Below are 22,735 nucleotides of genomic sequence, written 5' to 3'. Positions count from 1 at the left end.
CCCAAACCCCACCGCGAATCGTACGTTTGGGGCCGTGAAACGTACAAATTGTACAAATAACCCAAAATGAACCCACCGGTCGCTTAATGCGCAGCATACCAAGCGACGATGGCGGCGCGTTCCTCGTCCTCCATCCAGCTCACATTCGCCGGTGGCATCGCATCGCTTAACCCCGCCTGAACGTAAATCGCACGCGCATTCATCGCGATTTCTCCCTGTGTTTCCAAATAGATACCCTTGGGCGCACGGTGAATGCCATCCCAGGACGGCTCGCGCGCGTGGCACATGGAACAGCGGCCCAACACAATATCGCTAACCTCTTGAAAACCCTCAGCTTCCGCGAACTTCTGCGCGGCCACTGGCATTTCAAGCTCTGCCTCTTCCAACGGCGTCTGAATTGGTCCGGCACTCGACAACCACATGATAACAATGAATAAAACCACGGTCACCAGCCATGTCCACCACAACATGCCCTTGCGCGCGTGCATCTCGTTAAAAAAATGCCGGATGGTCACGCCCATCAAAAACACCAGCGCCGCGATCAGCCAATTGTATTCTGTCGCAAAAGCCAACGGGTAGTGATTTGATAACATTAGAAAAATCACCGGCAGCGTCAGATAATTGTTGTGAGTCGATCGCAACTTGGCGATCTTGCCGTATTTCGCATCCGGCACCCGGCCATTTTGCAAGTCATCTACCACAACCCGTTGATTTGGCATGATAATAAAAAAAACATTGGCCGTCATGATCGTGGCGGTAAAGGCCCCTAGGTGCAGCATGACCGCCCGACCTGTAAAGACCTGATTTAACCCGTAACCCATTGTGACCAATAGACAAAACAGCAAGACCATCAAAACCGTTGGATGTTTCGCAAGCGGGGATTTACACAGGAAATCATAGACCAACCAGCCAATGGTTAACACAGCGGCCGATAGTGATATTCCCTGCCAGATCAACATGTTAGACTTTTGTGCGTCGACCAGATACAGCTCTGCCCCGGCCCAATAGACCAGCATCAACAGCGCAAATCCCGAAAGCCAGGTCGAATAGCTCTCCCATTTGAACCAGGTCAGGTGTTCCGGCATCTCGTTTGGCGCGACTAAGTACTTGCGAACATGGTAAAATCCGCCGCCATGCACTTGCCACTCTTCGCCATCAGCCCCGCCAAAATCGCCCTCGCGGTTCAACCCCAGGTCCAGCGCGATGAAATAGAAAGACGACCCAATCCAAGCGATTGCCGTGATCACATGCACCCAACGCACCACAAAGCCCAACCACTCGTAAAGTATTGGAATCTCAAGCATATTTCCATCCTTCTTCCGCAATCACCAGACTAGCGCATTCAAATATTATCTTCTATAATGAAAGAAACCCCAGCAGTTTCAAGTAAATCAATACAATGTCGTATATCGATAACATCAAAACTTTTGTCCGAGTCTACGAACTCGGCAACATGTCCGCCGCCGCCCGTGATCAAAGAATCTCGGCTGCGGTGGCAAGTTCTCGAATTTCTCAATTAGAACAGCACCTTAACGTCCGCCTATTCCAACGCACAACCCGTCAATTGAACGCCACAGAGCAGGGAAGAATATTCTATGTTGGGGCCTGCAAGGTTCTTGAAACCATCCAAGACGCCGAAGCGGCCGTCAGCAATGTGACGTCTCAACCACGAGGTTCGTTATTTGTCGCCGCGCCGCTTGGCTTAGGTCGGCGATTGATCGCACCACAAGTACCAGATTTTAAAGAGAAATTCCCTCTGATCGACGTGCGGCTTCGGCTCTCGGACCGCAAACTTGACCTGACAGCCGAGGGACTTGATATCGCGTTCTTTTTAGGTGTCCCCGAAGACAGCACGCTAAAAATTCGCAAGATAGCAGATTGCCCCCGCGTGCTTTGTGCCGCGCCAGCCTATCTTAAAGACCGCGGAATACCCAGTTCACCAGATCAATTGACCGACGACAGCCATGACTGCCTCAACCTGCGTTATCCGGGTGCGCCAGAGTTTCAGTGGCCTTTGGAAACCCCCGAGGGCGTGAAAAAGATTGCAGTGAAAGGCCCCTTTGAATCAGATGACGGAGACGTTCTTACGGATTGGGCCCTTGCGGGTCATGGCATTGTTTTAAAACCAAAATTTGAAATTTCAGAGGCGCTTTCTACAGGTCAATTGATACCGGTCCTGGAACAGTTTCCGCCGGTCGCGGTACAACTTGCTTGCCTCTATTCGCACCGTCGTCATCAAGACCCTAAATCACGTTTGTTTATTGATCATATGGCGCAGCATATCACCAAACGCTTAGGGCCACATTCGGACTAGCTGCCACGGTAAGTGGAATATCCGTGCGGCGAAAGCAGCAAGGGAACATGATAATGCGTTGCCTCATTCATTCCAAAGCGAATGGGAATATCCTCTAGAAACAGTGGTAAACGGCCCGCCTGCCCGCTGCCCTGAAAATAACCAGCGCAAGCGAACACCAATTCATAGGTGCCTGTTTCAAACAAATCTTTCGGCAAAATCGGGCGATCAGTGCGGCCATCCGCATTGGTGAGTGCATCTGCCAAATGCTGCCGTGCGCTGCCATCAAGCCGGAACAATGAGACCCGAATACCATCTGCCGGACAACCGCGCGCGGTATCCAACACATGCGTCGTTAAATATCCTGACATGCTCTACTCCTCAGACAACTGCACATAATGACAAATATATCACCAGCGCCACTGTACAGCGCGTGATAGCTCTTTCAAATTAAACCTTAAACCGCATAGGCTTTTGTTAGAGTACACTTCGCTGAGAGAGGCGGAATATGAAACGATATCAACGAAATATGCGCGGCTATGGCCAGACACCGCCGGACGCTCGGTGGCCGGGAAAGGCGCGTATCGCAGTGCAATTTGTTTTGAACTACGAAGAAGGCGGTGAAAACTGCCTATTGCACGGTGATCCCGCGAGCGAAGCGTTTCTATCTGACATCCCTGGCGCAGGCCAATGGCAAGGGCAACGCCATTGGAATATGGAATCCATTTATGAATACGGGGCCCGTGCTGGTTTTTGGCGACTGCACAGGTTGTTCACTGGGGCAAAAATACCGCTCACGGTCTATGGTGTCGCGACCGCACTCGCCAGATCGCCAGAACAAGTGGCCGCTATGAAAGACGCAAAATGGGAAATCGCTTCGCATGGGCTGAAATGGGTAGAACACAGCGGCATGCCCGAGCACGAGGAGCGCGCCGCAATTGCCGAAGCTATTCGATTGCACACAGATGTGGTCGGAACGCGCCCGCGCGGGTGGTATACTGGCCGCTGTTCAGAAAACACCGTACGTTTGATCGCCGAAAACGGCAGCTTTGACTATGTCAGCGATACCTACGACGATGACCTGCCCTATTGGCGCTCCTATGACGACCATGACCAACTGATCATTCCCTACACCCTAGAAGCCAATGACATGCGGTTTGCAACCGCGCCCGGCTGGGTAACCGGGCAGGATTTCTACACCTATTTGAAAGATTCATTTGACGAACTTTATCACGAAGGCCGGGCAGGTTCGGCGAAGATGATGACTGTTGGATTGCATTGCCGGCTGATAGGTCGCCCTGGAAAAATCGCCGGACTACGCCAATTTTTGCATTACATTCAGGGCTTTGAGGGCGTTTGGACACCGCGACGGCTTGATATTGCAACCCATTGGGCAAAAACCCACAAACCAGATCATCATATGCGTCCCAGCCAAATGCCGCGCAAAGCATTCGTCTCAAAATTCGGCAGTATCTTTGAACATTCAGCGTGGATTGCAGAGGCGGCGTTTGATCTGGAACTTGGTCCTGCACATGACACCCCCATTGGTATACACAGTGCATTGTTACGCATCTTTCGCAGTGCAAGCCAAGCGCAACGATTGGGTGTTCTAAAGGCCCACCCTGATTTGGCTGGCAAGCTGGCCGCTGCAGGGCAGTTGACCGCCGATTCAAATGCGGAACAGGCAAGCGCTGGCCTGGACTTGCTGACCGATGTCGAACGCACCCAATTTCATGACCTCAACAATGCATACGTCAAAACTCATGGTTTTCCTTTTATCATAGCAGTACGCGACCATGTTAAAGCCAGCATTATGCGAGCGTTTGAACGACGCATTGCTCAGTCTAGCGACGTTGAATTCGACGAAGCATGCCGACAAGTCGAGCGCATTGCTGAAATCCGCCTAGAAAGTCTTTGGAATGAGTAAGGTTATTCAGACTTCTGCGCTCTCTGCGGACAAATTCGCACCGTTTGGCGATGTACTGGAACTGCAAGAGCAACCGGACCAGATTATCAACCAAGGCAATTGCGGGCGACACCACGATTTGGCCAAACTGGACTTTGGCGGCGGACGCGCCGGAATAAGCCTGTTTGACGCCAAGCCGCGCAGCCTGCCTTATCAACTTGACCTGTTAGAGCGTCATCCCGACGGAAGCCAAGCCTTTATTCCGATGAGCCTAACCTCCTTTTTGATTATTGTAGCCTCCGACGTTAACGGATCGCCGGGCGAACCCTGCGCATTTGTTTCTGCCCCTGGTCAAGCAATCAACATTCATAAAGGCGTTTGGCACGGTGTTTTAACGCCACTCCACGCGCCAGGTCTTTTTGCTGTGGTTGACAGAATGGGGCCCGGGCCAAATCTGGAAGAATACCGGCTAGCTGCCTCAGTTGAGATAGTTTAACTGTAAACTAAATACCAAATTCACATATCCCCCCTCATTAATTCTACTCAGACTAGCATTCTATCTGGCGAAACTCTTTCAAAAAAAGAGATGACCGCTAGACGCATGGCTGCTATGAGGCTATCGACCTACCCAAGTAGTTTAACACTGAACTATAAGGGTGGAGCGAGACATTTGGAGGAGGCAGCCATCATGGCGACGAAATTCGAAGATATTGATCCGGTGGAATCACGCGAGTGGCAAGAAGCCGTCGAAGACGTAATTGCACGTGATGGCGCAGACCGTGCGCATTACTTGCTAGACAAAGCAGTGCAACAGGCGCGTGCCGCCGGTGCAAACCTGCCATTTTCTGCAACCACACCCTATCAGAATACCATTCCTGCAGACGACCAAGAACCCTTCCCAGGTGACATGGATATGGAATGGCGTATCCGTACTATCAACCGTTGGAATGCGATGGCGACTGTTGTGCGCCGCAACAAAGTGTCCAGCGAATACGGTGGTCACATCGCGTCATTTGCTTCTTCGGCTGTCATGTATGACATTGGCCTAAACCATTTCTGGCGCTCTAAATCAGCCATTCACGGCGGTGATTTGGTGTTCTTTCAAGGGCACGTGATCCCAGGCATCTATGCACGCTCTTTTATGGAAGGCCGCCTGACAGAAGAGCAGCTTGAAAACTTCCGCTCTGAAGTGGCTGGCAATGGGCTTTCGTCTTACCCACACCCCTGGTTGATGCCGGATTACTGGCAATTCCCAACGGTTTCGATGGGGCTTGGACCGCTCATGGCAATCTATCAAGCGCGCTTTATGAAATATATGCACAACCGGGGCCACATCGATATGGCAGACCGAAAGGTTTGGTGTTTCTTAGGTGATGGCGAAATGGACGAACCGGAATCGCGCGGTGCCATCGATCTGGCAGCACGCGAAGGTCTGGATAACCTGATCTTTGTCGTAAACTGTAACTTGCAACGTTTGGATGGCCCGGTCCGCGGCAACCACAAGATTGTGCAAGAGCTGGAAGGTGACTTCCGCGGTGCAGGCTGGAACGTCATCAAATTGCTTTGGGGCAAGGGCTGGGACGCGCTTTTGGAAAAAGACACTTCCGGTAAATTGCGTCAGTTGATGGACGAGACGCTGGATGGCGATTATCAGACTTTCAAATCCAAAGACGGTGCTTATATTCGCGAGCACTTCTTTGGAAAATACCCTGAAACCGCTGCATTGGTGGCTGATTGGTCAGATGAACAAATCTGGTCGTTGCGTCGCGGCGGCCACGATCCGCAAAAGGTCTATACCGCCTTCAAACGTGCCACAGACACCAAGGGTCAACCAACCTGCCTGCTGGTGAAAACCGTAAAGGGTCACGGCATGGGGACAGCTGGCGAAGGTCAGAACACCACGCACCAGCAAAAGAAAATGAACGAAGATCAGCTGCGCGCCTTCCGCGATCGTTTTCAGATCCCGGTCAGCGACGAAGACGTTGGCAAGGCACCCTTTGTCAAATTGAACAACGCACAAAAAGCCTATCTGGCAGATCGTCGGCAAGCGCTTGGAGGTGCTTTCCCGAAACGCGATGCAAAGTCAGACAAGCTGGAGATTCCAGCACTCGACAAGTTTGCTGCCCAGTTGAAAAGTACCGGCGACCGCGAAATTTCCACCACAATGGCGTTTGTGCGTATTCTGACAACCCTGTTGCGGGATAAGAAAATTGGCAAGAATATCGTGCCAATCGTTCCTGACGAAAGCCGCACGTTCGGCATGGAAGGCCTATTCCGTTCGGTGGGCATCTATAACCCACTTGGACAAAAATATACGCCGCAAGATGCTGATCAAATGATGTTCTACAAAGAGAGCATCGACGGTCAGGTTCTGCAGGAAGGCATCAACGAAGCCGGGGCGATGGCCGATTGGATCGCTGCCGCGACGTCGTATTCCAACCACGGCGTGCCAATGATCCCCTTCTTTATCTATTACTCGATGTTTGGTTTCCAACGTATTGGCGATCTGGCTTGGGCGGCTGGCGATAGTCGGGCACGCGGGTTTATGTTGGGTGGCACTGCCGGACGCACAACCTTGAACGGTGAGGGCTTGCAACACGAAGATGGTCACAGCCACGTTCTGGCGGGCACGATCCCGAACTGCGTCAGCTATGACCCAACATTTCAGCACGAAGTTGCAGTGATTGTGCAGCATGGCATGAAGCGCATGTATGAAGATCAGGAAGACGTGTTTTACTACCTGACCTTGATGAACGAAAACTACAGCCATCCTGATATGCCGATGGGTGTTGAAGACGACATCATCAAAGGGTTGTATCGCTTTAAGGAAGTCGCCAAACCGGGCAAGAAACACGTGACTTTGATGGGCTCTGGTACAATCTTGATCCAAGCAATCAAAGCCGCGGAAATGCTGGAAAACGACTTTGGAGTGACGTCTGAAATTTGGTCTGCTCCAAGCTTTAACGAGCTGGCGCGTGATTGTCAGGATGCCGAGCGTTACAACCGGTTAAATCCATTGGCAGAACCAAAAGTCCCCTTTGTCGCGCAGCAACTTGCAAAGGCCACAGGGCCAATCATTGCCGCTACCGACTACATGAAAAACTATGCAGAACAAATTCGGGCCTGTGTTCCAGGGCATTACACGGTTCTTGGGACAGACGGATATGGACGCAGCGACAGCCGCGTGAACTTGCGCCGCTTCTTTGAAGTGGACGCAAACCATATCGCAGCGGCCGCCATGGTGGATCTATATCGCCAAGGCAACATCACCAAAGCTGTGCTTGAGAAAGCCATGGCGAAATATGACATCGACGGAAACAAGCCGAACCCACGGCTGGTGTGATCGGACAGAGGAGAAAAGATCATGACAATTGAAGTCAAAGTACCAGATATTGGGGATTTTGCGGAAGTTCCTGTTGTATCCATTTTGGTGAGCGTCGGTGACGTCATCGCCTTGGAAGATCCCATTGTAGAGTTGGAGAGCGACAAAGCCACGTTGGAAGTGCCATCATCGGCTGCGGGCAAGGTTTTGGAAATCAAGGTGGCGGAAGGTGACAATGTCGCTGAAGGCTCTCTGATATTGGTTCTCGAAGCAGACGCTACTTCGGGGGCCGTCGAGACCCCTGCCCCAGCTGCCGCCGCAACCGCAGCACCTGCATCGAGCCCGGCACAAGCGGCCACTGCCCCAGTGGCGGCAATTACTGACAGCGGATTTGGCAAGGCCCACGCGTCGCCTTCGGTACGCGCATTTGCCCGTCAATTGGAAATCGATATTGCCAAAGTAAACGGATCGGGTCGCAAGGGCCGCATCCTGCGCGAAGATATCACAGCGCATCTGAAATCTACAACCGCACCTGCGGCGACAGCTCCGGCAGCTTCTGGTGGCATGGGCATCCCACCGATCCCAGCTGTTGATTTCAGCAAGTTCGGCAAGATCGAAGATGTTGAAATGCCACGGATCAAAAAGATCTCTGGCCCAGCATTGCACCGCAGCTGGTTGAACATCCCGCATGTGACCCATAACGAAGAAGCCGACATCACCGACCTTGACGGCTATCGTCGCGAATTGGACGGAATTGCAAAAACCGAAGGCTACCGCGTCACACTGCTGAGCTTTGTGGTCAAGGCATCGGTCTCTGCGCTGAAACAGCATTGGGAAGTGAATTCTTCAATCCACCCCGATGGCGACAAGTTGATTAAGAAAGACTTCTATAACATTGGTTTTGCGGCAGATACGCCCAATGGACTGATGGTGCCAGTGATCAAAGATGCCGATCGCAAAGGCATTGTAGAGATTTCCAAAGACCTGATGGAATTGTCTGCTAAAGCGCGCGATGGCAAGTTGAAGGGCGATGATATGTCCGGCGCGACATTCACCATCTCATCACTAGGCGGCATTGGTGGCACGTCATTCACCCCAATTGTGAATGCGCCAGAAGTTGCAATTTTGGGTCTGACGCGGTCCAAAATGGCCCCGGTTTGGAACAAGGAAAGCAGCGAATTTGAACCACGTTTGATGCAGCCGCTGTCTATGTCTTATGACCACCGTGCCATCGATGGCGCACTGGCCGCACGTTTCTGTGCAACATTGAAACACCTGCTCGGCGATGTGCGTCGACTGATGCTATAAAGGGACTTGAACAATGGATGTAAAAGTACCTGATATCGGTGATTTTGACGCCGTTCCTGTTGTTTCAATCTTGGTCTCTGTGGGCGACACCGTCGCCGCAGAGGATGCCTTGATCGAATTGGAATCAGACAAGGCGACCATGGAAGTACCCTCGCCTGCCGCGGGTGTGGTCAAAGAAATCAAAGTGGCTGAGGGCGACAATGTTGCCGAAGGCTCTTTGATCTTGGTCCTTGAGACCCAAGACTCTGCGGCACCATCAGCAAAAGCGACACCAGTGGCCCCAGCAGCGCCAACCGCTGTGGCGGCCACAGGTTCTGCAACTGGTCCCGGTGACGTACATGCCGAAGTGGTAGTTCTGGGTTCTGGCCCCGGTGGCTATACGGCCGCTTTCCGCGCAGCGGATTTGGGCAAGAAAGTTGTTCTGATCGAAAAGGACAGCAACCTCGGTGGTGTTTGCCTAAATGTCGGTTGTATCCCATCCAAAGCTTTGTTGCATGGCGCAAAAGTTATCAGCGAAGCTGAGGAAATGGGCCACTTTGGGATCAAATTCACAAAACCGAAAGTCGATCTAGACGCTTTACGCGGATGGAAAGAAAGCGTTGTGAATCAATTGACTGGCGGATTGGGTGGCCTTGCAAAGGCTCGCAAAGTTCAGGTTGTAAATGGCTATGGTAAATTCACCGGGCCAAACATGATTGAGGTCGACAACGACGGCGTTAAATCAACTGTCAGCTTTGATCAATGTATCATCGCCGCGGGTTCTGTGCCAGTCACCTTGCCCTTTATCCCGCACGACGACGAACGCGTCATTGATTCAACTGGCGCGTTGGAATTGGCAGATGTGCCTAAGCGGCTCTTGGTTTTGGGCGGCGGTATCATCGGCCTTGAAATGGCAACCGTGTACGACGCATTGGGATCCAAAGTCACCATCGTTGAATTCATGGATCAGCTTATTCCGGGTGCTGACAAAGACATCGTCAAACCGCTGCATAAACGCATCGAAACCCGCTACGAAAACATCCTGACCAAGACCAAAGTGACTGGCATTGAAGCCCAGAAAAAGGGGCTTAAAGTCACAATGGAGGGGCCAAATGGCGAAACCACTGACACCTTTGATAAGGTGTTGGTTGCCGTCGGCCGTAAGCCAAACGGCAAGCTGATCGACGCTGAAAAAGCTGGTGTTTCGGTGGATGAACGTGGGTTTATTTCTGTTGATAATCAACAACGTACTGGCCAACCACATATCTTTGCGATTGGCGATGTTGTTGGCCAACCGATGCTAGCCCACAAGGCGGTTCACGAGGGCAAAGTGGCCGCAGAGGTGTGCGCGGGACACAAACGTTTCTTTGATGCGCGCGTGATTCCGTCGGTGGCTTACACAGACCCAGAAGTTGCATGGGTTGGCCTGACAGAAACCCAAGCCAAGGCGGAAGGAATCAAAGTCGGCAAAGGCGTGTTTCCTTGGGCGGCGTCTGGGCGCTCTTTGTCATTGGGGCGCTCTGAGGGCTTAACAAAAGTGCTGTTTGACGAAGACGGTGACCGCGTGATTGGCGCGGGCATAGTTGGGCCAAACGCCGGGGATCTGATCGCCGAGGTGGCCCTGGCCATCGAGATGGGCGCGGATGCGGTGGATTTGGGCCATACTATTCACCCCCACCCGACCTTGTCAGAAACGGTGAACTTTGCCGCTGAAATGTTTGAAGGCACCATCACCGACCTGATGCCGCCGAAAAAACGTAAGTAAAACAAAGGCCCCGCCGCGCGCGGGGCTTTTCACTACCGGCTTGCCATTAGCCGTGCCATGTCGAGCATGCGGCAAGAAAATCCCCATTCATTGTCATACCAGCCAAACACTCGCAGAAGGCCGCCGACAGACACCGAGGTTTCTTTTTCGCAGACCACCAAGGATTCTGGGCGCATGCGCAAATCGGTTGAAACCAAGGGTTTTTTGGTAGACCCTAAAATGCCTGCGCGCGCCGCTTCGGTGTTTAAAACCGCGTTCACAGCTTGGGCACTCACTGGCTTATCTGTTTGAATTGTAAGGTCAATTGCGCTGACACTGGCGGTTGGCACACGGATCGCCCGCGCCTCTACACGCCCACTCAGATGCGGCAAAACCCGGTCTATCATACGCTGGGCGCTGGTGGTGGTGGGCACCATAGACAGGGCGGCGGCGCGGCTGCGTTCTAAAGCGACTCGGGGTTTGTCGACCGTCGGTTGCGAGCCGGTATAGCAATGCACCGTCGTCATGTGGCCAGATATCAGACCAAAGGCATCATCGAGTGTTTTCATCAAAGGGGCCAAGGCATTTGTGGTGCAGGATGCGTTGGACACAATACGTTGATCTTGTAGAATTTCGTGATTGGCCCCCATCACCAAAGTGACGTCAGCTTCGTCAGAAGGACCTGATATCAATACATTTTCTGCGCCAGCGGTCAGGCCCTGCTCAGCAATCGCGCGCTTGCCAGCCATGCCGGTGCATTCCAAAACAACGTCAACATCTCGCAAATCTAACGTGGCAATGTCAGAGATTCCGTGAAACGGAAAGCGCGTGCCGTCCACAATGATGGCGGCCTCGTCGTAATCGACTGTGCCGTTGAAAGTTCCAAAAACCGAATCGTATTGAAACAGGTAGGCACATGTTTCCAGCGGTTCGATGTCGTTGATCCCAATGATTTCGAAGCCTTTATATGCATCACTTTGCGTTAAGATTCGTAAAACGGTTCGCCCGATACGACCAAAACCATTGATAAATATACGAATTTTCTGTTCCGCCATGGTCCGACCTTTACACCTGAAGCAAGGCGCTTAGTTCACACTTATTGATGTGAAATGACCAGTTCCAGATTGTATTTGATACAATTGCCGTCACTTACCAAGTTTTGGGTGGCGATTCACATCTTTGTACAAAAGATAACGGAATCTGCCGGGGCCAGAGGCATAACAGGCCTGTGGGCAAAACGCCCGGAGCCACATGAAATCGCCTGCTTCAACCTCTACCCAATCGGTGTTGAGCAAATAAACTGCTTTACCTTCAAGCACATAGAGACCGTGCTCCATGACATGGGTTTCAGGAAATGGGATCACACCACCGGGTTCAAAACTGACAATATTCACATGCATGTCGTGACGCATGTCTTGCGGGTCCACAAATCGAGTTGTCGACCAGCACCCCTCGGTGTCGGGCATGGGCACGGGCGTCACATCATGGTCGCTAGACACAAAAAACTCTGGTTTATCAATGCCCTGAACCTGTTCATAACGTTTGCGAACCCAGTGAAACGTGACAGCTGCGTCGCTGATGTTTTCAACCTGCCAGTCACAGCCCGCGGGAATGTAGGCATATCCACCAGCCTGCAAAATATTTTCTGTGTTATTTGCAGACAATTTTAGCGATCCAGAGACGACAAAAAGCACAGCCTGGGCGCTTGAATCCGGCTCTGGTTGGGTGCTGCCACCGCCAGGGGCAACCTCGACGATATATTGCGCAAAAGTTTCGGCAAATCCACTGAGCGGGCGGGCAATGATCCAGGCTCGGGTATCCGTCCAAAACGGCAGGTTCGAGGTGACAATATCTGTCATCACTCCCTTGGGAATAACCGCATAAGACGGGGTAAACACCGCCCGGTTGGTGGTGATTTGGCTTTGCGGAGGCAGGCCGCCCGGCGGGCTGGCATAGGGGGTATCAGACATAAATGCGCCTTTGTAATGCCCGTCTATCAGACGCTTTTTATAGATATATTCCAAGCCTTTAAGACATGAAGCATTTTAAGGCAGAGATTGATAATCACTCGAATGGTTCGATCAGTTCAGGGCCGCTGGCTTTGTTGGAATTCACCTTTGGATCAACCGCATGAAACGACAGCAGATCGTCATCCGCTGGCTGCATCAACCGAGCGGCACCATGCCCTTGTTCGCCCAACCACAGATCCCAGTTGTCCTGTGCAATCACAACCGGCATGCGGTGATGTATTTGCGATAGTTTGATGTTGGACCCGATTGTCACCACCGCACAGCACCGCAAGTTTTCGCCCCCCTGTGACCAGTCTTGCCAGATGCCCGCCAAGGCCAAAGGCGCGTCAGAATGGATGTACCATGGCCAGCGTTTGCCAGCGTCATCCTTGGTCCATTCGTAGTAGCCAGTTACCGGAATAAGACAGCGCCTTTCCCGGCAAGCCATTCTAAATGCGGGCTTTTCTGCCAAAGTTTCAGCGCGGGCATTGATCAAAAGCGGCCCGTCATTGGGGGCCTTGTACCAATGCGGGATAAAGCCCCAACGCATCTGCACCAGCCTGCGCGTGCTGTCTGCACTGTTTGGATCAGCCCCCATAACCACGTGAATGCCGGTGGTTGGACAGACGTTGAAATTTGGCACACTGGGCAGGTTATTGGCGGGTGTCGCACTGAAGAGCTGCGCCATGGCGTCAGAGGGTAAGGTATTGGCGATACGTCCACACATGGGCCTAGATTAACCATTTTTTCAAAGATGCCCAGAGTGTGCATCAGTTGGCAGCATGCGCTGCGTTAAGGTCGACCTCGGTCGCATTTCTTGCGAGTTTCAGCCGCCATATCTGGGGTTTTGGCCCCTAGGTTAACACAAGGGTCGGCCGCTAAATTTTTGATTATTTGTACAATTTGTACGTTTCACACGCTGAACTGTACGATTCGAGCCAAAACTTGAGTTTCGCGCGAAACATTTGGGCAAAAGGGTTAATTTCTGCGGATTGCAGACAGGCCAGAGATTGCTGGTCAAAATTGAAAATTGCGCAGGGTGATTTATAAGCCCACCCTACTTGTGCGCTTTACGCGCAAAATCGATTTTGGCTTCCATCATCGACATGTCTTTCAGGATCTCTTGGCGGCGGGTGCGATCACCGGTTTCGCGCAGCTCGGCGCGTAGCCGCTCAAGCTCGCGCGACAAAGACACAAATTCGGGCACGCCACCGCTTTCTTTGATCAGGCGATTGATCAGCGCGTTTTCCGGATCATCGGTTTTGGGCAGGGGTTTGCCTGCGCCTTTAAGATTGTCAAATTCACCGTCGGCCTCGGCCTGTGCGATTTTTTGGTTGATAAGATCAATCAGCGGGTGGTCCATGGGCGCTGTTTTAGCGGTTGAAACCCCGTCTGTGAAGAGCCGCGCAGGTCGCGTGCATCGCTGCAGAGTTGGAAAAGCGCGGTTTCGCGATAAGTTAAAGCAGACAGCGGAAAGGAAGTGCCATGAGCTGGAACCCAAATCAAACCGACGATGTGATTGAAACACTGATTGTGCCACGTGCACGCGATCTGGGCGGTTTTGAAGTGCGGCGTGCTCTGCCCTCGCCCCAACGGCAAATGGTGGGACCGTTTGTGTTTTTTGACCAAATGGGACCTGCGGAATTTATCACAGCCCAAGGCATTGATGTGCGCCCGCATCCCCATATCGGCCTGGGCACGGTCACCTATCTGTATCAGGGCGAATTTGAACATCGCGACAGTCTGGGCACGCAACAGATGATCTACCCCGGCGAGGTCAATTGGATGTTAGCGGGGCGCGGAGTGACCCATTCGGAACGCACATCTGAGGCAACGCGGGCTGCGCCGCACAGCTTGGCTGGCATTCAGACCTGGGTGGCATTGCCTGAGGACAAAGAGGACTTGGCTCCGGATTTTGAGCATCACAAAAAGGAGGCCTTGCCGTTTATCGAAGATGGCGGTGCCTCGGTTCGGTTGATTTTGGGCACGGGTTGGGGGGAAGCCGCGCCGGTGACAATGCAGTCAGAGATTTTCTATGCCGATGTTGTCTTGCAAGCCGGGGCGCAATTGCCTTTGCCTGATAATCACGAAGATCGTGGGCTGTATATATTGCAGGGCTCGATTGAAGTGGCGGGCGACACGTTTGAGGCGGGGCAAATGATGGTGTTTCGCCCGGGCGATAAGCTGTCGATCAAAGCGGGAGCCAGTGGGGCGCGTTTGATGGCTTTGGGGGGCGCGACGTTAAATGGGCCGCGCTATATTTGGTGGAATTTTGTCTCGTCGTCGGCAGAAAAAATCGAGGCGGCGAAAGTGGCGTGGAAAGCGGCAGATTGGGCGCGCGGGCCGTTTCAATTGCCCCCCGGAGATACGGATGAATTCATCCCGATCACTGATGACATGGAACGCATGAAGATCAAGCTGCCAAAGGGAGACTGAGTCAGCCTGTCTGCTTGGCAAAGCCAAAAATCAGAATGTCGGCGTTGGTTTTGATCCAGTCCTGACGATAGACAGGGTCGAGGATGACGTTCTGGGTTTTGTTGTCGCCCAGCATCAGCGCATAGAGCACCTGATTGCCCAAACGGTCCAGCAGAACGCCGGCGATCATGTCGACGGCAATTGTCTCGCGGATGAAACCGCTTTGTTTGGCCTGATTCAGGAAATTGAGCAATGCGCCGCGGTAGGGTTTGAGTGGCAGAAAGGCAGATTGTTCGCGCGTCATGATGCGGAAAACGCGGCTGTTGGCGACCAGCACTTCGAGGGTTTCTGTCAGCAAAAGCTGCATTTTGATGCGGAACTCTTCGGCGCTTTGGGCGGGGGTGGCGATGGTACGGATCGCGGGGGCAAAGCCATCAGAGGAGAAGGCATCTAAGATGGCCTGAAACAGACCATCCTTGGAGCCAAAATAGTGATGGATCATGTTGCGCCCGACCCCGGCTTGGGCGCAGATATCGCGAACCGACGCCCCGGCCAAACCCTGTTCGGCGATCAGTTTGGTACCTGCTGCCAGCAAGCGGGATTTGGCGTCTTGGGTCACAACATCATCCAAAATTGTTTCCGCGCATAAAACCTTAGCTCGCAGCAGTTGCCAAGGTGGCATTCGCCGCCTCGCTGGCAAAACTTTTGGCTTTACGTGGATGCGGCTGACCGGTTTCTATGATGTGAGCAACTTCTTGAAGGCTGCGCAGGAACCCAGCCCGCAGGCTTTTCTTAATCGGAAAGCGCATCACATGCCCCATCAAACGCAGTTGCACGACAATCGACCATGTCACCAAAGTTGCCTCGCCCTGTGGCGTCAGCGTGATGCGGTTTGACCAACCTTTGATGGGATTGAAATTTGGCGCATTGAGCACTGTTTCAAATTCGATCAGGTTTTTGCTGCGATCCAGATGGGTGAAGACCTCTTCCATAATTGTGCCCGGTGCACCTGGGCCGATGGCGGCGTCGCGCCCGGCGGCGGGGGCACCGGGAAGGGCTGGACCTGGACGTGCGGTCGAGGATTTGATGGCGGCCATCCATTCGTGCAGGGGCACAAAGTCATCGACCAGTTTAGACCAGATGACATCGGGTGAGGCGTTTATTGTGAGGCTGCGAGAGACTTTCATAACGGGGTTCCAATTGCTAAATTATATCGACTGTCATTAATTATGTGACAATTGCTTCATTTTGCAAGATCTGAATCCGAGAAAGGTTAGCGGCACCATCTAAGCATAAGAAAACCCGGCAAATTTCTTTGCCGGGCTTAGGGAGGTCAAACTGTAAATCAGTTTATTTTTGGGTAATACGCCCATCTTTATAGGGTGCATAGGGGGCGTTCTTGGCAATGAAATCGGCTGTTACCTCGGCCAAATCCGGGCCAAAGTCATAGGCGTTCATCGCATCTTTGAACATTTTGTAGCCATCGCCACCGTTGCGCACATAGTTGTTGGACACAACGTTATAGACCTTGTTCACGTCGATCGCGGCACCCCCTACCATCACGTCAGAGACCCGTTCGCCAGCTGGCTTAGCCAGATCAAACGCAAAGGTCATGCCCGCAACTTGTGGGAAGCGTCCTGCGCCCTCTTCGACTTGGGACACACCATTTTCCAACGCAGCGATCATTGTCGCGCCAGTGACCTGAAAGGTGGACAATGTGTTTTGGAATGGCAACACGGTATAGACTTCGCCCATGGTCACCGCACCCGCGTCGATAGAGGCGCGAATCCCACCGCCGTTCTGGATCGCGATTTCTACGCCTTGGTCTTTGACCCGATCCAGCATCGCATCAGCAATCAGATTGCCCATGGCGCATTCCACGGCGCGGCACTCTTCGCGCACGCCGATGATTTCACTTGCGGTTTCCGCCACAACTTTGTTGCGGATTTCATCAAGCGGCTTTGCGGCTTCGGCGATGCGGGATTTAACCGTATCGTCTTCGGAAATGAAGCGATCCATGATCAATGGCTCACCAGAGGCTGACTTGACCACGCCATCGTCGTCAAACACCACATTCAACTGGCCCAGGAATTTACCATAGGCGTAGGCCGAGACAATTTGCGTGTCGCCCACCACGGTTGGATAGGGGCCTTCGGCGCGACTGGACACGTTGGACAGATAGGTGTTGGTGTGGCCGCCAACAATGACATCAACACCGGTTGTCATTTCCGCAACCTTTAGGTCAACAGAGTAGCCGGAGTGCGATAGCACGATGATCTTGTTCACACCTTCGGCGGTCAAACGGTCGACTTCGGCTTGCACCGCACCCACCGCACCGGTGAAGGTGATGTTGTCGCCGGGCGAGGCCAATTCATCGGTGTTTTCCGGTGTCAGGCCGATCATGCCGATCTTTTCGCCGCCCTTTTCGATGATGGTGGATTTTTTCAGAACCCCAGCAAGGGCTGGTTCAGCTGAAACATCTGCGTTGGACATCAGAACCGGGAAATTCACCGCATCCATAAAGCCGCGCAGCACCTCTGGGCCGTCGTCAAATTCATGGTTGCCCACGGTCATGCCATCATAGCCAAGCGTGTTCATCATCTCGGCGGTCAGCTTACCCTTGTAATAGGTATAAAATAATGTGCCCTGAAATTGGTCACCCCCATCGACAAGCACCGAGTTGGCATATTGGGCACGGGCCGCATCAACGGCTGATTTCAGGCGCGCAGATCCGCCAAAGCACTTGCCCTCGGCATTGCTGTCGGCAGAACAGCCTGAATCAAACCGACTGATCGGTTCAAAGCGCGCGTGAAAATCATTGGTGTGTAGAATGGTCAACGCATAATCGGCAGAGGCCATTCCGGTGGTGACGGCTAAAGCCGCGGCAGTCGTTAAAAATCGCGAAAACATATTGCTCCCCTTTCGCTGGTCACTGGTAGAGTTGGGCATAGAATTGACCCTTGAGTCAAAATTTCTTTGCATTGACGGCTCCGTTGATACCGTTTTGCGCGTAACAGCGTGATGACGGCTTCGGAAAGCTTGACCTATGGGCAATTGCTGGGCATGTGAGCGGCATGCTGATTTTCAAGATATTTAAGGCCGATGAATGGGCCGCGTTGCAGGCCAAAGGCGAAACTTTGGGTGCACCGATTGATTTGGCCGATGGCTTTGTGCATTTCTCGACGGCTGCGCAGGCCGCAGAGACGGCCGCCAAGCATTTTGCGGGTTTGGACGGTCTTTGGCTGTTGGCGCTGGACGGCGATGAGCTGGGGGATGCGTTAAAATGGGAGGTGTCACGGGGTGGTGATAAGTTTCCACATCTGTATCGCGCCATGACGCTGGATGAGGTGCTGTGGGCCAAACCCTTGCCCTTTGAAAACGGCGCACATATTTTTCCCAAGGAGATGACGCAATGAACTTGATGGAAAAATTGGGCATGCCGTTGCTGCATCGGGTGGACCCAGAAACCGCGCATGGTTTGGCGATTAAGGCTTTGCAATTGGGGGCGGCAGCAGCACCCGGATTGGTCACCTCGCCGCGGTTGCGCACCACCTTTGCGGGGCTGGATGTGCCGAACCCTGTTGGGTTGGCCGCAGGGTTTGACAAGAACGCGACGGCCCTGTTGGGCTTGTCGCGTGCTGGATTTGGGTTCTTTGAGGTTGGGGCCGCGACGCCACGTGCGCAACCGGGCAACCCGAAGCCGCGCCTGTTTCGCCTGACCGAAGACCAAGCTGCAATCAATCGCTTTGGATTTAACAATGACGGCATGGAAGCCATCGGGGCGCGTTTGGCGCAGCGGCCACGCGATGCGGTGATTGGTCTGAACCTTGGGGCCAATAAGGATTCTGAGGATCGCGCGGCGGATTTTGCCAAGGTTCTGGCCCATTGCGGTGCGCATCTGGATTTTGCGACGGTGAACGTCAGTTCGCCAAACACCGAAAAACTGCGGGATTTGCAGGGCAAGGCCGCGCTGTCAGCATTGTTGGCCGGTGTGATGCAAGCGCGTGAGGGACTGAGCAAAAAGATCCCAGTCTTCCTGAAGATCGCGCCGGACCTAAGCACGGCGGAATTGGCTGAGATTGCAGAGGTCGCGCTGGACAGCGGGCTGGATGCGATCATTGCTACCAATACAACGCTGGATCGCGCTGGGTTGGCGTCGGTTCATAGAGATGAAATGGGCGGCTTGTCAGGCGCGCCTTTGTTTGAGAAATCAACACGTGTGCTGGCGCAATTGTCTGCGATGACCGAGGGCAAGCTCCCATTGGTGGGGGTTGGCGGGATTTCCAATGCCCAGCAAGCCTATGCCAAGATTTGCGCCGGTGCATCGGTGGTGCAGCTGTATACGGCGCTGGTCTATGGTGGGCTATCAATGGTGGCAGACATTGCGCGCGGGTTGGATGACCTGTTGGCGCAGGATGGGTTTGATAACGTTGCCGATGCTGTTGGCAGCAAACGGAGTGACTGGCTATGACCGAAATTTGGCACAACCCGCGCTGTTCAAAATCGCGCGAGACTTTGGCTTTGGTTGAGGAAAAAGGCCCGGTGACAATCCGCAAGTATCTGGAAGATGCCCCGACCGAGGCAGAAATTCGCGCGGTTCTGGGCATGTTGGGGATCAAGGCGATTGATCTGATCCGTAAGGGCGAAGCGGCGTTCAAGGACCATGGTCTTTCTAAGGACAGCTCTGAGGATGAGCTGATTGCGGCCATGGTTGCGGTGCCAAAACTGATAGAGCGCCCGGTGGTGATTGCCGGTGGTCAGGCGCGTTTGGGGCGGCCGCCAGTGTCGGTTCTGGACATCCTTTAGGCCAGCGAACGTTCTAAGGCTGGGTAGCGCGCGCCAAGCGTGATGCCCCGCACCACAAAGGAAATGACAAGCGCGGCCCAGAGGCCGTGATTGCCAAAGGCCGGGGTCAGGGTGAGGACCGCAATCACATAGATGATGGCGCTGAGGATCATCATATTGCGCATGTCGCGGCCCTGGGTGGCCCCAATGAAAATACCATCTAGCATCCAGGCTGCGCAGCCCAGAACAGGCGCGACGATCATCCACGGCAAATAGACCGCCGCGGTGTTTTGAACCTCGGGCGATTTGGCCATAACCGCGATCAGCCAAGTGCCGCCCAGCGCGAAAAATACCGACATCGAGGCGCAAGTGACCATGCCCCAAAAGCTGCACATCAGCGCGGATTTGCGCAAACGGCGCGAGTCTTTTTGGCCAATAGCCCGTGCGATCAGGGCTTCGGCGGCAAAGGCAAACCCATCCATCGCATAGGCGGTGATATAGGTGAACTGGATCAGCACTTCGTTGGCGGCAAGCGTCACATCACCAAAGCGTGCCCCGATAAAAACAAAGCTGGTAAAAATCGCCATCAAAAGCGCAGAGCGGATCAGGATATCGACGTTCAGCAGGCCCATGCGGATCAATTTGGCCCGATCAAACACCCGCGCCCAATTGCGCCATTCTATGTTTTGGAACGCGTCACGGCAAAGGTAAAGCCCCACGCCTGCGCCCAAAAGCTCGGCAATCACGGTGGCGATGGCGACGCCCTGCACGCCCCAGCCCAACCCCAGCACAAACCACAGATCCAGCAGGATATTGGCCCCGTTCATGATGAGTTGCACCCAAAAGACACCGGTGGTGCGCTCCATCGCGACCAACCAGCCGGTGATGGCGTAAACCGCGATGGCCGCAGGGGCGGTCCAGATGCGGATAAACAGGTATTCGCGGGCCAGACTCTCGACCTCTGGCGAGGCGGGCGACAGCCAAAAGGCCCCGGCGAAGATTAAGGGTTGCAACAAGATCAGCGCCAACCCACCTGCCCCTGCAATCAGCAAGGCACGGGTCAAAAAGGCCGACACCTCGGCTGCGTCCCCAGCCCCGGCGGCTTGACCGACCAAACCCGCCGTGCCCATGCGCAGAAAGCCAAATATCCAATAAATGGTGCTGAGGATAATCGCCCCCATGGCAACCGCGCCGATGGGCACGGCTTCGCCCAACTGGCCCACAACCCCCACATCAACCGCGCCCAAGATCGGCACGGTTGCATTGGACAAAACCACCGGAAGCGCAATCTTAAGGATGCGCCGGTGGGTGATCTGCGGATTGGTGGATTGAGGCTCTGCGGTCATGTCAGGTTTTGGCATCCCGCATCAGGAAATGACCGGTGCCCTGGGCAAACAGTTTATTGCGGTTGTCTTGCCAGGCTTCGACGTGCACCGAAGCATAGCGGCGCCCTGACCGGTTCACGCGCGCCCGTGCATAGGAGTCACGCGGCAGACCCGAGCGCAGGTAGTCGATGGTGAAATCAATGGTTTTAGGTTGGCGCGGCATGTGGCCGGCCTCTATTTCGTCAAGCGAAAGCCGGCCGCTTTCCATGTCCTCCCAAAGGCGCGCCCAGCTGAGGCCAATCACGGCGGTAATTTCCAAAAAGGCTGCGGTGGCCCCGCCATGCAGGGCCGGCAGCAGCGGGTTGCCAATGATCTTGTCATCAAAGGACATGGTTGCGGTCAGCTCGTCGCCGCGACGATCAAACTGGATGCCCAAAAACTGGCTATAGGGAATGTTGCTGACCAAAGCTCCCAGAACGGCGTCACGCCGTTGCTTGACCACCTGGACGGGTTCAGGACGAGGACGGCTCATGATTTTTTCTCCGCGGTAAAGGCACCTGTGGCTGTTGCGACGGGGTTTTCTGTATCGCTGTCAAAGCTTTTGGCGCGCACAAAGGCCACGCTGCGTGTCAGGTGATATACTTCGGCACGGGCGCAGATCCGGTCGCCCGGCTTGGCACCGCGCATATAATCAATGCGCAGATCAATGGTTGCTGTTGCGCCCACCACGTCGGGGTGGCTCATGACGGCGGCCCCGCAACAGGTGTCCATCAGGGCCGAAACCGCGCCGCCAGAAATGACGCCGGTGTCTGGATCGCCGACAAACCGTTTATCGTAATTCATTTCGATCTGGGCAAAGCCATCACCGATATCAGTCACTTCCATGCCCAGCGCCTTGGCGTGGGGAATGTTCTCGATAAACTGTTGAGCTCTTTTGGTTTTATCTTCGGTCACAACTTTCACCTGCACTTGCAATTGATGTTACGTCTTATGTGGCAACACCTGTTGCTCTCTCTGCGCACTGCGCCTAAATTCCCCTTAGGGAGAATTAAGTCATGACGGTTGATCGCCTTACATTCAAGGAAATGTGCGCGAAATTTGAAGTAACGCCGCGCACGTTGCGGTATTACGAGTACATTGAATTGCTGCAACCGGATCGCGAAGGTCGGTCACGGTATTATGGCCCACGGGAAATCGCCCGCATGACATTGATCATGCGCGGTCGCACTTTTGGGATCAAACTGGAAGAATTGCGCCAGTGGCTGATGATCTATGAAAACGAAGGCAGCCAAGCCCAGATGGCGGCCTTTGTCGAGATGGCCGACCAGCAATTGATAGAATTGCGCCGTCAGCATTCTCAATTGGAAGATGCCATTCGCGAGCTTGAAACGCTGCGCAATGAAACCTCCAATAGCCTGAAATAAGCCTGCCCACTCGCCATTTGTGGCCTATGATGGTCCTGCGCGCACCCCTTGTGGCCGCGCGATAACGTCAGAACAACTGCCCTTTACCCAGGGGCAGACGAACGGATATTGCGCAAAACGCCGCCTTACGTAAAAGGAAGTTACGTCAACCTACGAAGTGACGCAGCGTCTAACTTACGTAAACGTCAACCGGTATTGTATCGACTCAGAAACATTCGCAACTTA

Annotated in this window: 23 protein-coding genes; 11 read left to right on the top strand and 12 right to left on the bottom strand. The window is 53.7% G+C overall.

Annotated elements, in window-relative coordinates:
- Positions 1-83: 83 nt before the first annotated feature.
- A complete protein-coding gene (locus tag ABXG94_RS01350) occupies positions 84-1,304 on the bottom strand; it encodes a urate hydroxylase PuuD (protein ID WP_353531854.1) in 1,221 nt (406 codons plus the stop codon).
- A gap of 95 nt (positions 1,305-1,399) precedes the next feature.
- On the opposite strand from ABXG94_RS01350, the gene ABXG94_RS01345 reads away from it, so the two are divergent.
- Positions 1,400-2,314: a LysR family transcriptional regulator gene (locus ABXG94_RS01345; protein ID WP_353531853.1), complete on the top strand. Its 915-nt coding sequence runs from the start codon at positions 1,400-1,402 to the stop codon at positions 2,312-2,314.
- Here ABXG94_RS01345 and uraH read toward each other — a convergent pair.
- Positions 2,311-2,664 (bottom strand): hydroxyisourate hydrolase, encoded by a 354-nt coding sequence (gene uraH / locus ABXG94_RS01340; RefSeq protein ID WP_353531852.1) that lies wholly within the window; start codon positions 2,662-2,664, stop codon positions 2,311-2,313. The genes ABXG94_RS01345 and uraH overlap by 4 nt on opposite strands.
- 137 nt (positions 2,665-2,801) lie before the next feature.
- On the opposite strand from uraH, the gene puuE reads away from it, so the two are divergent.
- From puuE to lpdA, 5 genes are all read left to right on the top strand, one after another.
- Positions 2,802-4,220, top strand: a complete 1,419-nt coding sequence (puuE, locus tag ABXG94_RS01335; RefSeq protein ID WP_353531851.1) for an allantoinase PuuE — start codon at positions 2,802-2,804, stop codon at positions 4,218-4,220.
- Positions 4,213-4,695 carry an ureidoglycolate lyase gene (locus ABXG94_RS01330; protein WP_353531850.1) on the top strand — a complete coding sequence of 161 codons (483 nt, stop codon included), beginning with the start codon at positions 4,213-4,215 and terminating at the stop codon, positions 4,693-4,695. Before puuE ends, ABXG94_RS01330 begins: the two co-directional genes overlap by 8 nt.
- A 192-nt stretch (positions 4,696-4,887) precedes the next feature.
- Positions 4,888-7,542 carry a pyruvate dehydrogenase (acetyl-transferring), homodimeric type gene (gene aceE / locus ABXG94_RS01325; RefSeq protein WP_353531849.1) on the top strand — a complete coding sequence of 885 codons (2,655 nt, stop codon included), beginning with the start codon at positions 4,888-4,890 and terminating at the stop codon, positions 7,540-7,542.
- 21 nt (positions 7,543-7,563) lie between these two features.
- Positions 7,564-8,829: a 2-oxo acid dehydrogenase subunit E2 gene (locus ABXG94_RS01320; protein WP_353531848.1), complete on the top strand. Its 1,266-nt coding sequence runs from the start codon at positions 7,564-7,566 to the stop codon at positions 8,827-8,829.
- A 13-nt stretch (positions 8,830-8,842) separates the two neighbouring features.
- Positions 8,843-10,573: a dihydrolipoyl dehydrogenase gene (gene lpdA, locus ABXG94_RS01315; protein ID WP_353531847.1), complete on the top strand. Its 1,731-nt coding sequence runs from the start codon at positions 8,843-8,845 to the stop codon at positions 10,571-10,573.
- 32 nt (positions 10,574-10,605) lie between these two features.
- On the opposite strand, the gene ABXG94_RS01310 is transcribed toward lpdA, so the two are convergent.
- From ABXG94_RS01310 to ABXG94_RS01295, 4 genes are all read right to left on the bottom strand, one after another.
- Positions 10,606-11,607 (bottom strand): type I glyceraldehyde-3-phosphate dehydrogenase, encoded by a 1,002-nt coding sequence (locus ABXG94_RS01310; RefSeq protein WP_353531846.1) that lies wholly within the window; start codon positions 11,605-11,607, stop codon positions 10,606-10,608.
- A 90-nt stretch (positions 11,608-11,697) separates the two neighbouring features.
- Positions 11,698-12,522, bottom strand: coding sequence for a bifunctional allantoicase/(S)-ureidoglycine aminohydrolase (locus ABXG94_RS01305; protein ID WP_353531845.1), 825 nt, complete (start codon positions 12,520-12,522; stop codon positions 11,698-11,700).
- 94 nt (positions 12,523-12,616) lie between these two features.
- On the bottom strand, positions 12,617-13,288 hold the full coding sequence (locus ABXG94_RS01300) for an SOS response-associated peptidase (RefSeq protein ID WP_353531844.1): 672 nt from the start codon (positions 13,286-13,288) through the stop codon (positions 12,617-12,619).
- A 330-nt stretch (positions 13,289-13,618) separates the two neighbouring features.
- Positions 13,619-13,924: a DnaJ family domain-containing protein gene (locus ABXG94_RS01295; RefSeq protein WP_353531843.1), complete on the bottom strand. Its 306-nt coding sequence runs from the start codon at positions 13,922-13,924 to the stop codon at positions 13,619-13,621.
- 122 nt (positions 13,925-14,046) lie between these two features.
- Here ABXG94_RS01295 and ABXG94_RS01290 point away from each other — a divergent pair, with 122 nt between their 5' ends.
- Positions 14,047-14,997 (top strand): pirin family protein, encoded by a 951-nt coding sequence (locus ABXG94_RS01290; RefSeq protein ID WP_353531842.1) that lies wholly within the window; start codon positions 14,047-14,049, stop codon positions 14,995-14,997.
- Between the two features lies 1 nt (position 14,998).
- On the opposite strand, the gene ABXG94_RS01285 is transcribed toward ABXG94_RS01290, so the two are convergent.
- The 3 genes from ABXG94_RS01285 to ABXG94_RS01275 form a co-directional block, all read right to left on the bottom strand.
- Entirely contained in the window at positions 14,999-15,658 is a 660-nt protein-coding gene (locus ABXG94_RS01285) for a TetR/AcrR family transcriptional regulator (protein ID WP_353531841.1), read from the bottom strand.
- Positions 15,630-16,163, bottom strand: coding sequence for an SRPBCC family protein (locus tag ABXG94_RS01280; RefSeq protein WP_353531840.1), 534 nt, complete (start codon positions 16,161-16,163; stop codon positions 15,630-15,632). Before ABXG94_RS01280 ends, ABXG94_RS01285 begins: the two co-directional genes overlap by 29 nt.
- A 163-nt stretch (positions 16,164-16,326) precedes the next feature.
- Positions 16,327-17,886, bottom strand: a complete 1,560-nt coding sequence (locus tag ABXG94_RS01275) for a bifunctional metallophosphatase/5'-nucleotidase (RefSeq protein ID WP_353531839.1) — start codon at positions 17,884-17,886, stop codon at positions 16,327-16,329.
- 164 nt (positions 17,887-18,050) lie between these two features.
- On the opposite strand from ABXG94_RS01275, the gene ABXG94_RS01270 reads away from it, so the two are divergent.
- From ABXG94_RS01270 to arsC, 3 genes are read left to right on the top strand one after another with little or no spacing between them, the layout of a single operon-like run.
- Positions 18,051-18,392, top strand: a complete 342-nt coding sequence (locus tag ABXG94_RS01270; protein WP_353531838.1) for a DUF952 domain-containing protein — start codon at positions 18,051-18,053, stop codon at positions 18,390-18,392.
- The gene (locus tag ABXG94_RS01265) at positions 18,389-19,447 is read left to right on the top strand and encodes a quinone-dependent dihydroorotate dehydrogenase (protein WP_353531837.1); all 1,059 of its coding nucleotides are present in this window, start codon (positions 18,389-18,391) and stop codon (positions 19,445-19,447) included. Before ABXG94_RS01270 ends, ABXG94_RS01265 begins: the two co-directional genes overlap by 4 nt.
- Entirely contained in the window at positions 19,444-19,782 is a 339-nt protein-coding gene (gene arsC / locus ABXG94_RS01260) for an arsenate reductase (glutaredoxin) (RefSeq protein WP_353531836.1), read from the top strand. The genes ABXG94_RS01265 and arsC overlap by 4 nt, the downstream gene beginning before the upstream one ends.
- Here the strand turns inward: arsC and ABXG94_RS01255 are convergent.
- Genes ABXG94_RS01255 through ABXG94_RS01245 form a run of 3 tightly spaced genes read right to left on the bottom strand, consistent with a single transcriptional unit; the run spans position 19,779 to position 22,040 of the window.
- The gene (locus ABXG94_RS01255; protein WP_353531835.1) at positions 19,779-21,122 is read right to left on the bottom strand and encodes an MATE family efflux transporter; all 1,344 of its coding nucleotides are present in this window, start codon (positions 21,120-21,122) and stop codon (positions 19,779-19,781) included. The two genes, arsC and ABXG94_RS01255, sit on opposite strands and share 4 nt — an antisense overlap.
- Positions 21,109-21,618, bottom strand: coding sequence for a PaaI family thioesterase (locus ABXG94_RS01250; protein WP_353531834.1), 510 nt, complete (start codon positions 21,616-21,618; stop codon positions 21,109-21,111). The genes ABXG94_RS01255 and ABXG94_RS01250 overlap by 14 nt, the downstream gene beginning before the upstream one ends.
- Positions 21,615-22,040: a PaaI family thioesterase gene (locus tag ABXG94_RS01245; protein WP_353531833.1), complete on the bottom strand. Its 426-nt coding sequence runs from the start codon at positions 22,038-22,040 to the stop codon at positions 21,615-21,617. Before ABXG94_RS01245 ends, ABXG94_RS01250 begins: the two co-directional genes overlap by 4 nt.
- A gap of 101 nt (positions 22,041-22,141) precedes the next feature.
- Here ABXG94_RS01245 and ABXG94_RS01240 point away from each other — a divergent pair, with 101 nt between their 5' ends.
- Positions 22,142-22,510: a MerR family transcriptional regulator gene (locus tag ABXG94_RS01240; protein WP_353531832.1), complete on the top strand. Its 369-nt coding sequence runs from the start codon at positions 22,142-22,144 to the stop codon at positions 22,508-22,510.
- Positions 22,511-22,735: the final 225 nt, after the last annotated feature.

The organism is Cognatishimia sp. WU-CL00825 (genome assembly GCF_040364665.1).
In the GTDB taxonomy this organism is placed as follows: domain Bacteria; phylum Pseudomonadota; class Alphaproteobacteria; order Rhodobacterales; family Rhodobacteraceae; genus Cognatishimia.
This window is presented reverse-complemented; position numbering and strand designations above follow the sequence as displayed.

Excerpts from the sequence above, each read along its gene's own strand:
- ABXG94_RS01350 (WP_353531854.1), bottom strand. The coding sequence starts at position 1,304 with ATGCTTGAGATTCCAATACTTTACGAGTGGTTGGGCTTTGTGGTGCGT.
- ABXG94_RS01345 (WP_353531853.1), top strand. The coding sequence starts at position 1,400 with ATGTCGTATATCGATAACATCAAAACTTTTGTCCGAGTCTACGAACTC.
- uraH (WP_353531852.1), bottom strand. The coding sequence starts at position 2,664 with ATGTCAGGATATTTAACGACGCATGTGTTGGATACCGCGCGCGGTTGT.
- puuE (WP_353531851.1), top strand. The coding sequence starts at position 2,802 with ATGAAACGATATCAACGAAATATGCGCGGCTATGGCCAGACACCGCCG.
- ABXG94_RS01330 (WP_353531850.1), top strand. The coding sequence starts at position 4,213 with ATGAGTAAGGTTATTCAGACTTCTGCGCTCTCTGCGGACAAATTCGCA.
- aceE (WP_353531849.1), top strand. The coding sequence starts at position 4,888 with ATGGCGACGAAATTCGAAGATATTGATCCGGTGGAATCACGCGAGTGG.
- ABXG94_RS01320 (WP_353531848.1), top strand. The coding sequence starts at position 7,564 with ATGACAATTGAAGTCAAAGTACCAGATATTGGGGATTTTGCGGAAGTT.
- lpdA (WP_353531847.1), top strand. The coding sequence starts at position 8,843 with ATGGATGTAAAAGTACCTGATATCGGTGATTTTGACGCCGTTCCTGTT.
- ABXG94_RS01310 (WP_353531846.1), bottom strand. The coding sequence starts at position 11,607 with ATGGCGGAACAGAAAATTCGTATATTTATCAATGGTTTTGGTCGTATC.
- ABXG94_RS01305 (WP_353531845.1), bottom strand. The coding sequence starts at position 12,522 with ATGTCTGATACCCCCTATGCCAGCCCGCCGGGCGGCCTGCCTCCGCAA.
- ABXG94_RS01300 (WP_353531844.1), bottom strand. The coding sequence starts at position 13,288 with ATGTGTGGACGTATCGCCAATACCTTACCCTCTGACGCCATGGCGCAG.
- ABXG94_RS01295 (WP_353531843.1), bottom strand. The coding sequence starts at position 13,924 with ATGGACCACCCGCTGATTGATCTTATCAACCAAAAAATCGCACAGGCC.
- ABXG94_RS01290 (WP_353531842.1), top strand. The coding sequence starts at position 14,047 with ATGAGCTGGAACCCAAATCAAACCGACGATGTGATTGAAACACTGATT.
- ABXG94_RS01285 (WP_353531841.1), bottom strand. The coding sequence starts at position 15,658 with ATGCCACCTTGGCAACTGCTGCGAGCTAAGGTTTTATGCGCGGAAACA.
- ABXG94_RS01280 (WP_353531840.1), bottom strand. The coding sequence starts at position 16,163 with ATGAAAGTCTCTCGCAGCCTCACAATAAACGCCTCACCCGATGTCATC.
- ABXG94_RS01275 (WP_353531839.1), bottom strand. The coding sequence starts at position 17,886 with ATGTTTTCGCGATTTTTAACGACTGCCGCGGCTTTAGCCGTCACCACC.
- ABXG94_RS01270 (WP_353531838.1), top strand. The coding sequence starts at position 18,051 with ATGCTGATTTTCAAGATATTTAAGGCCGATGAATGGGCCGCGTTGCAG.
- ABXG94_RS01265 (WP_353531837.1), top strand. The coding sequence starts at position 18,389 with ATGAACTTGATGGAAAAATTGGGCATGCCGTTGCTGCATCGGGTGGAC.
- arsC (WP_353531836.1), top strand. The coding sequence starts at position 19,444 with ATGACCGAAATTTGGCACAACCCGCGCTGTTCAAAATCGCGCGAGACT.
- ABXG94_RS01255 (WP_353531835.1), bottom strand. The coding sequence starts at position 21,122 with ATGCCAAAACCTGACATGACCGCAGAGCCTCAATCCACCAATCCGCAG.
- ABXG94_RS01250 (WP_353531834.1), bottom strand. The coding sequence starts at position 21,618 with ATGAGCCGTCCTCGTCCTGAACCCGTCCAGGTGGTCAAGCAACGGCGT.
- ABXG94_RS01240 (WP_353531832.1), top strand. The coding sequence starts at position 22,142 with ATGACGGTTGATCGCCTTACATTCAAGGAAATGTGCGCGAAATTTGAA.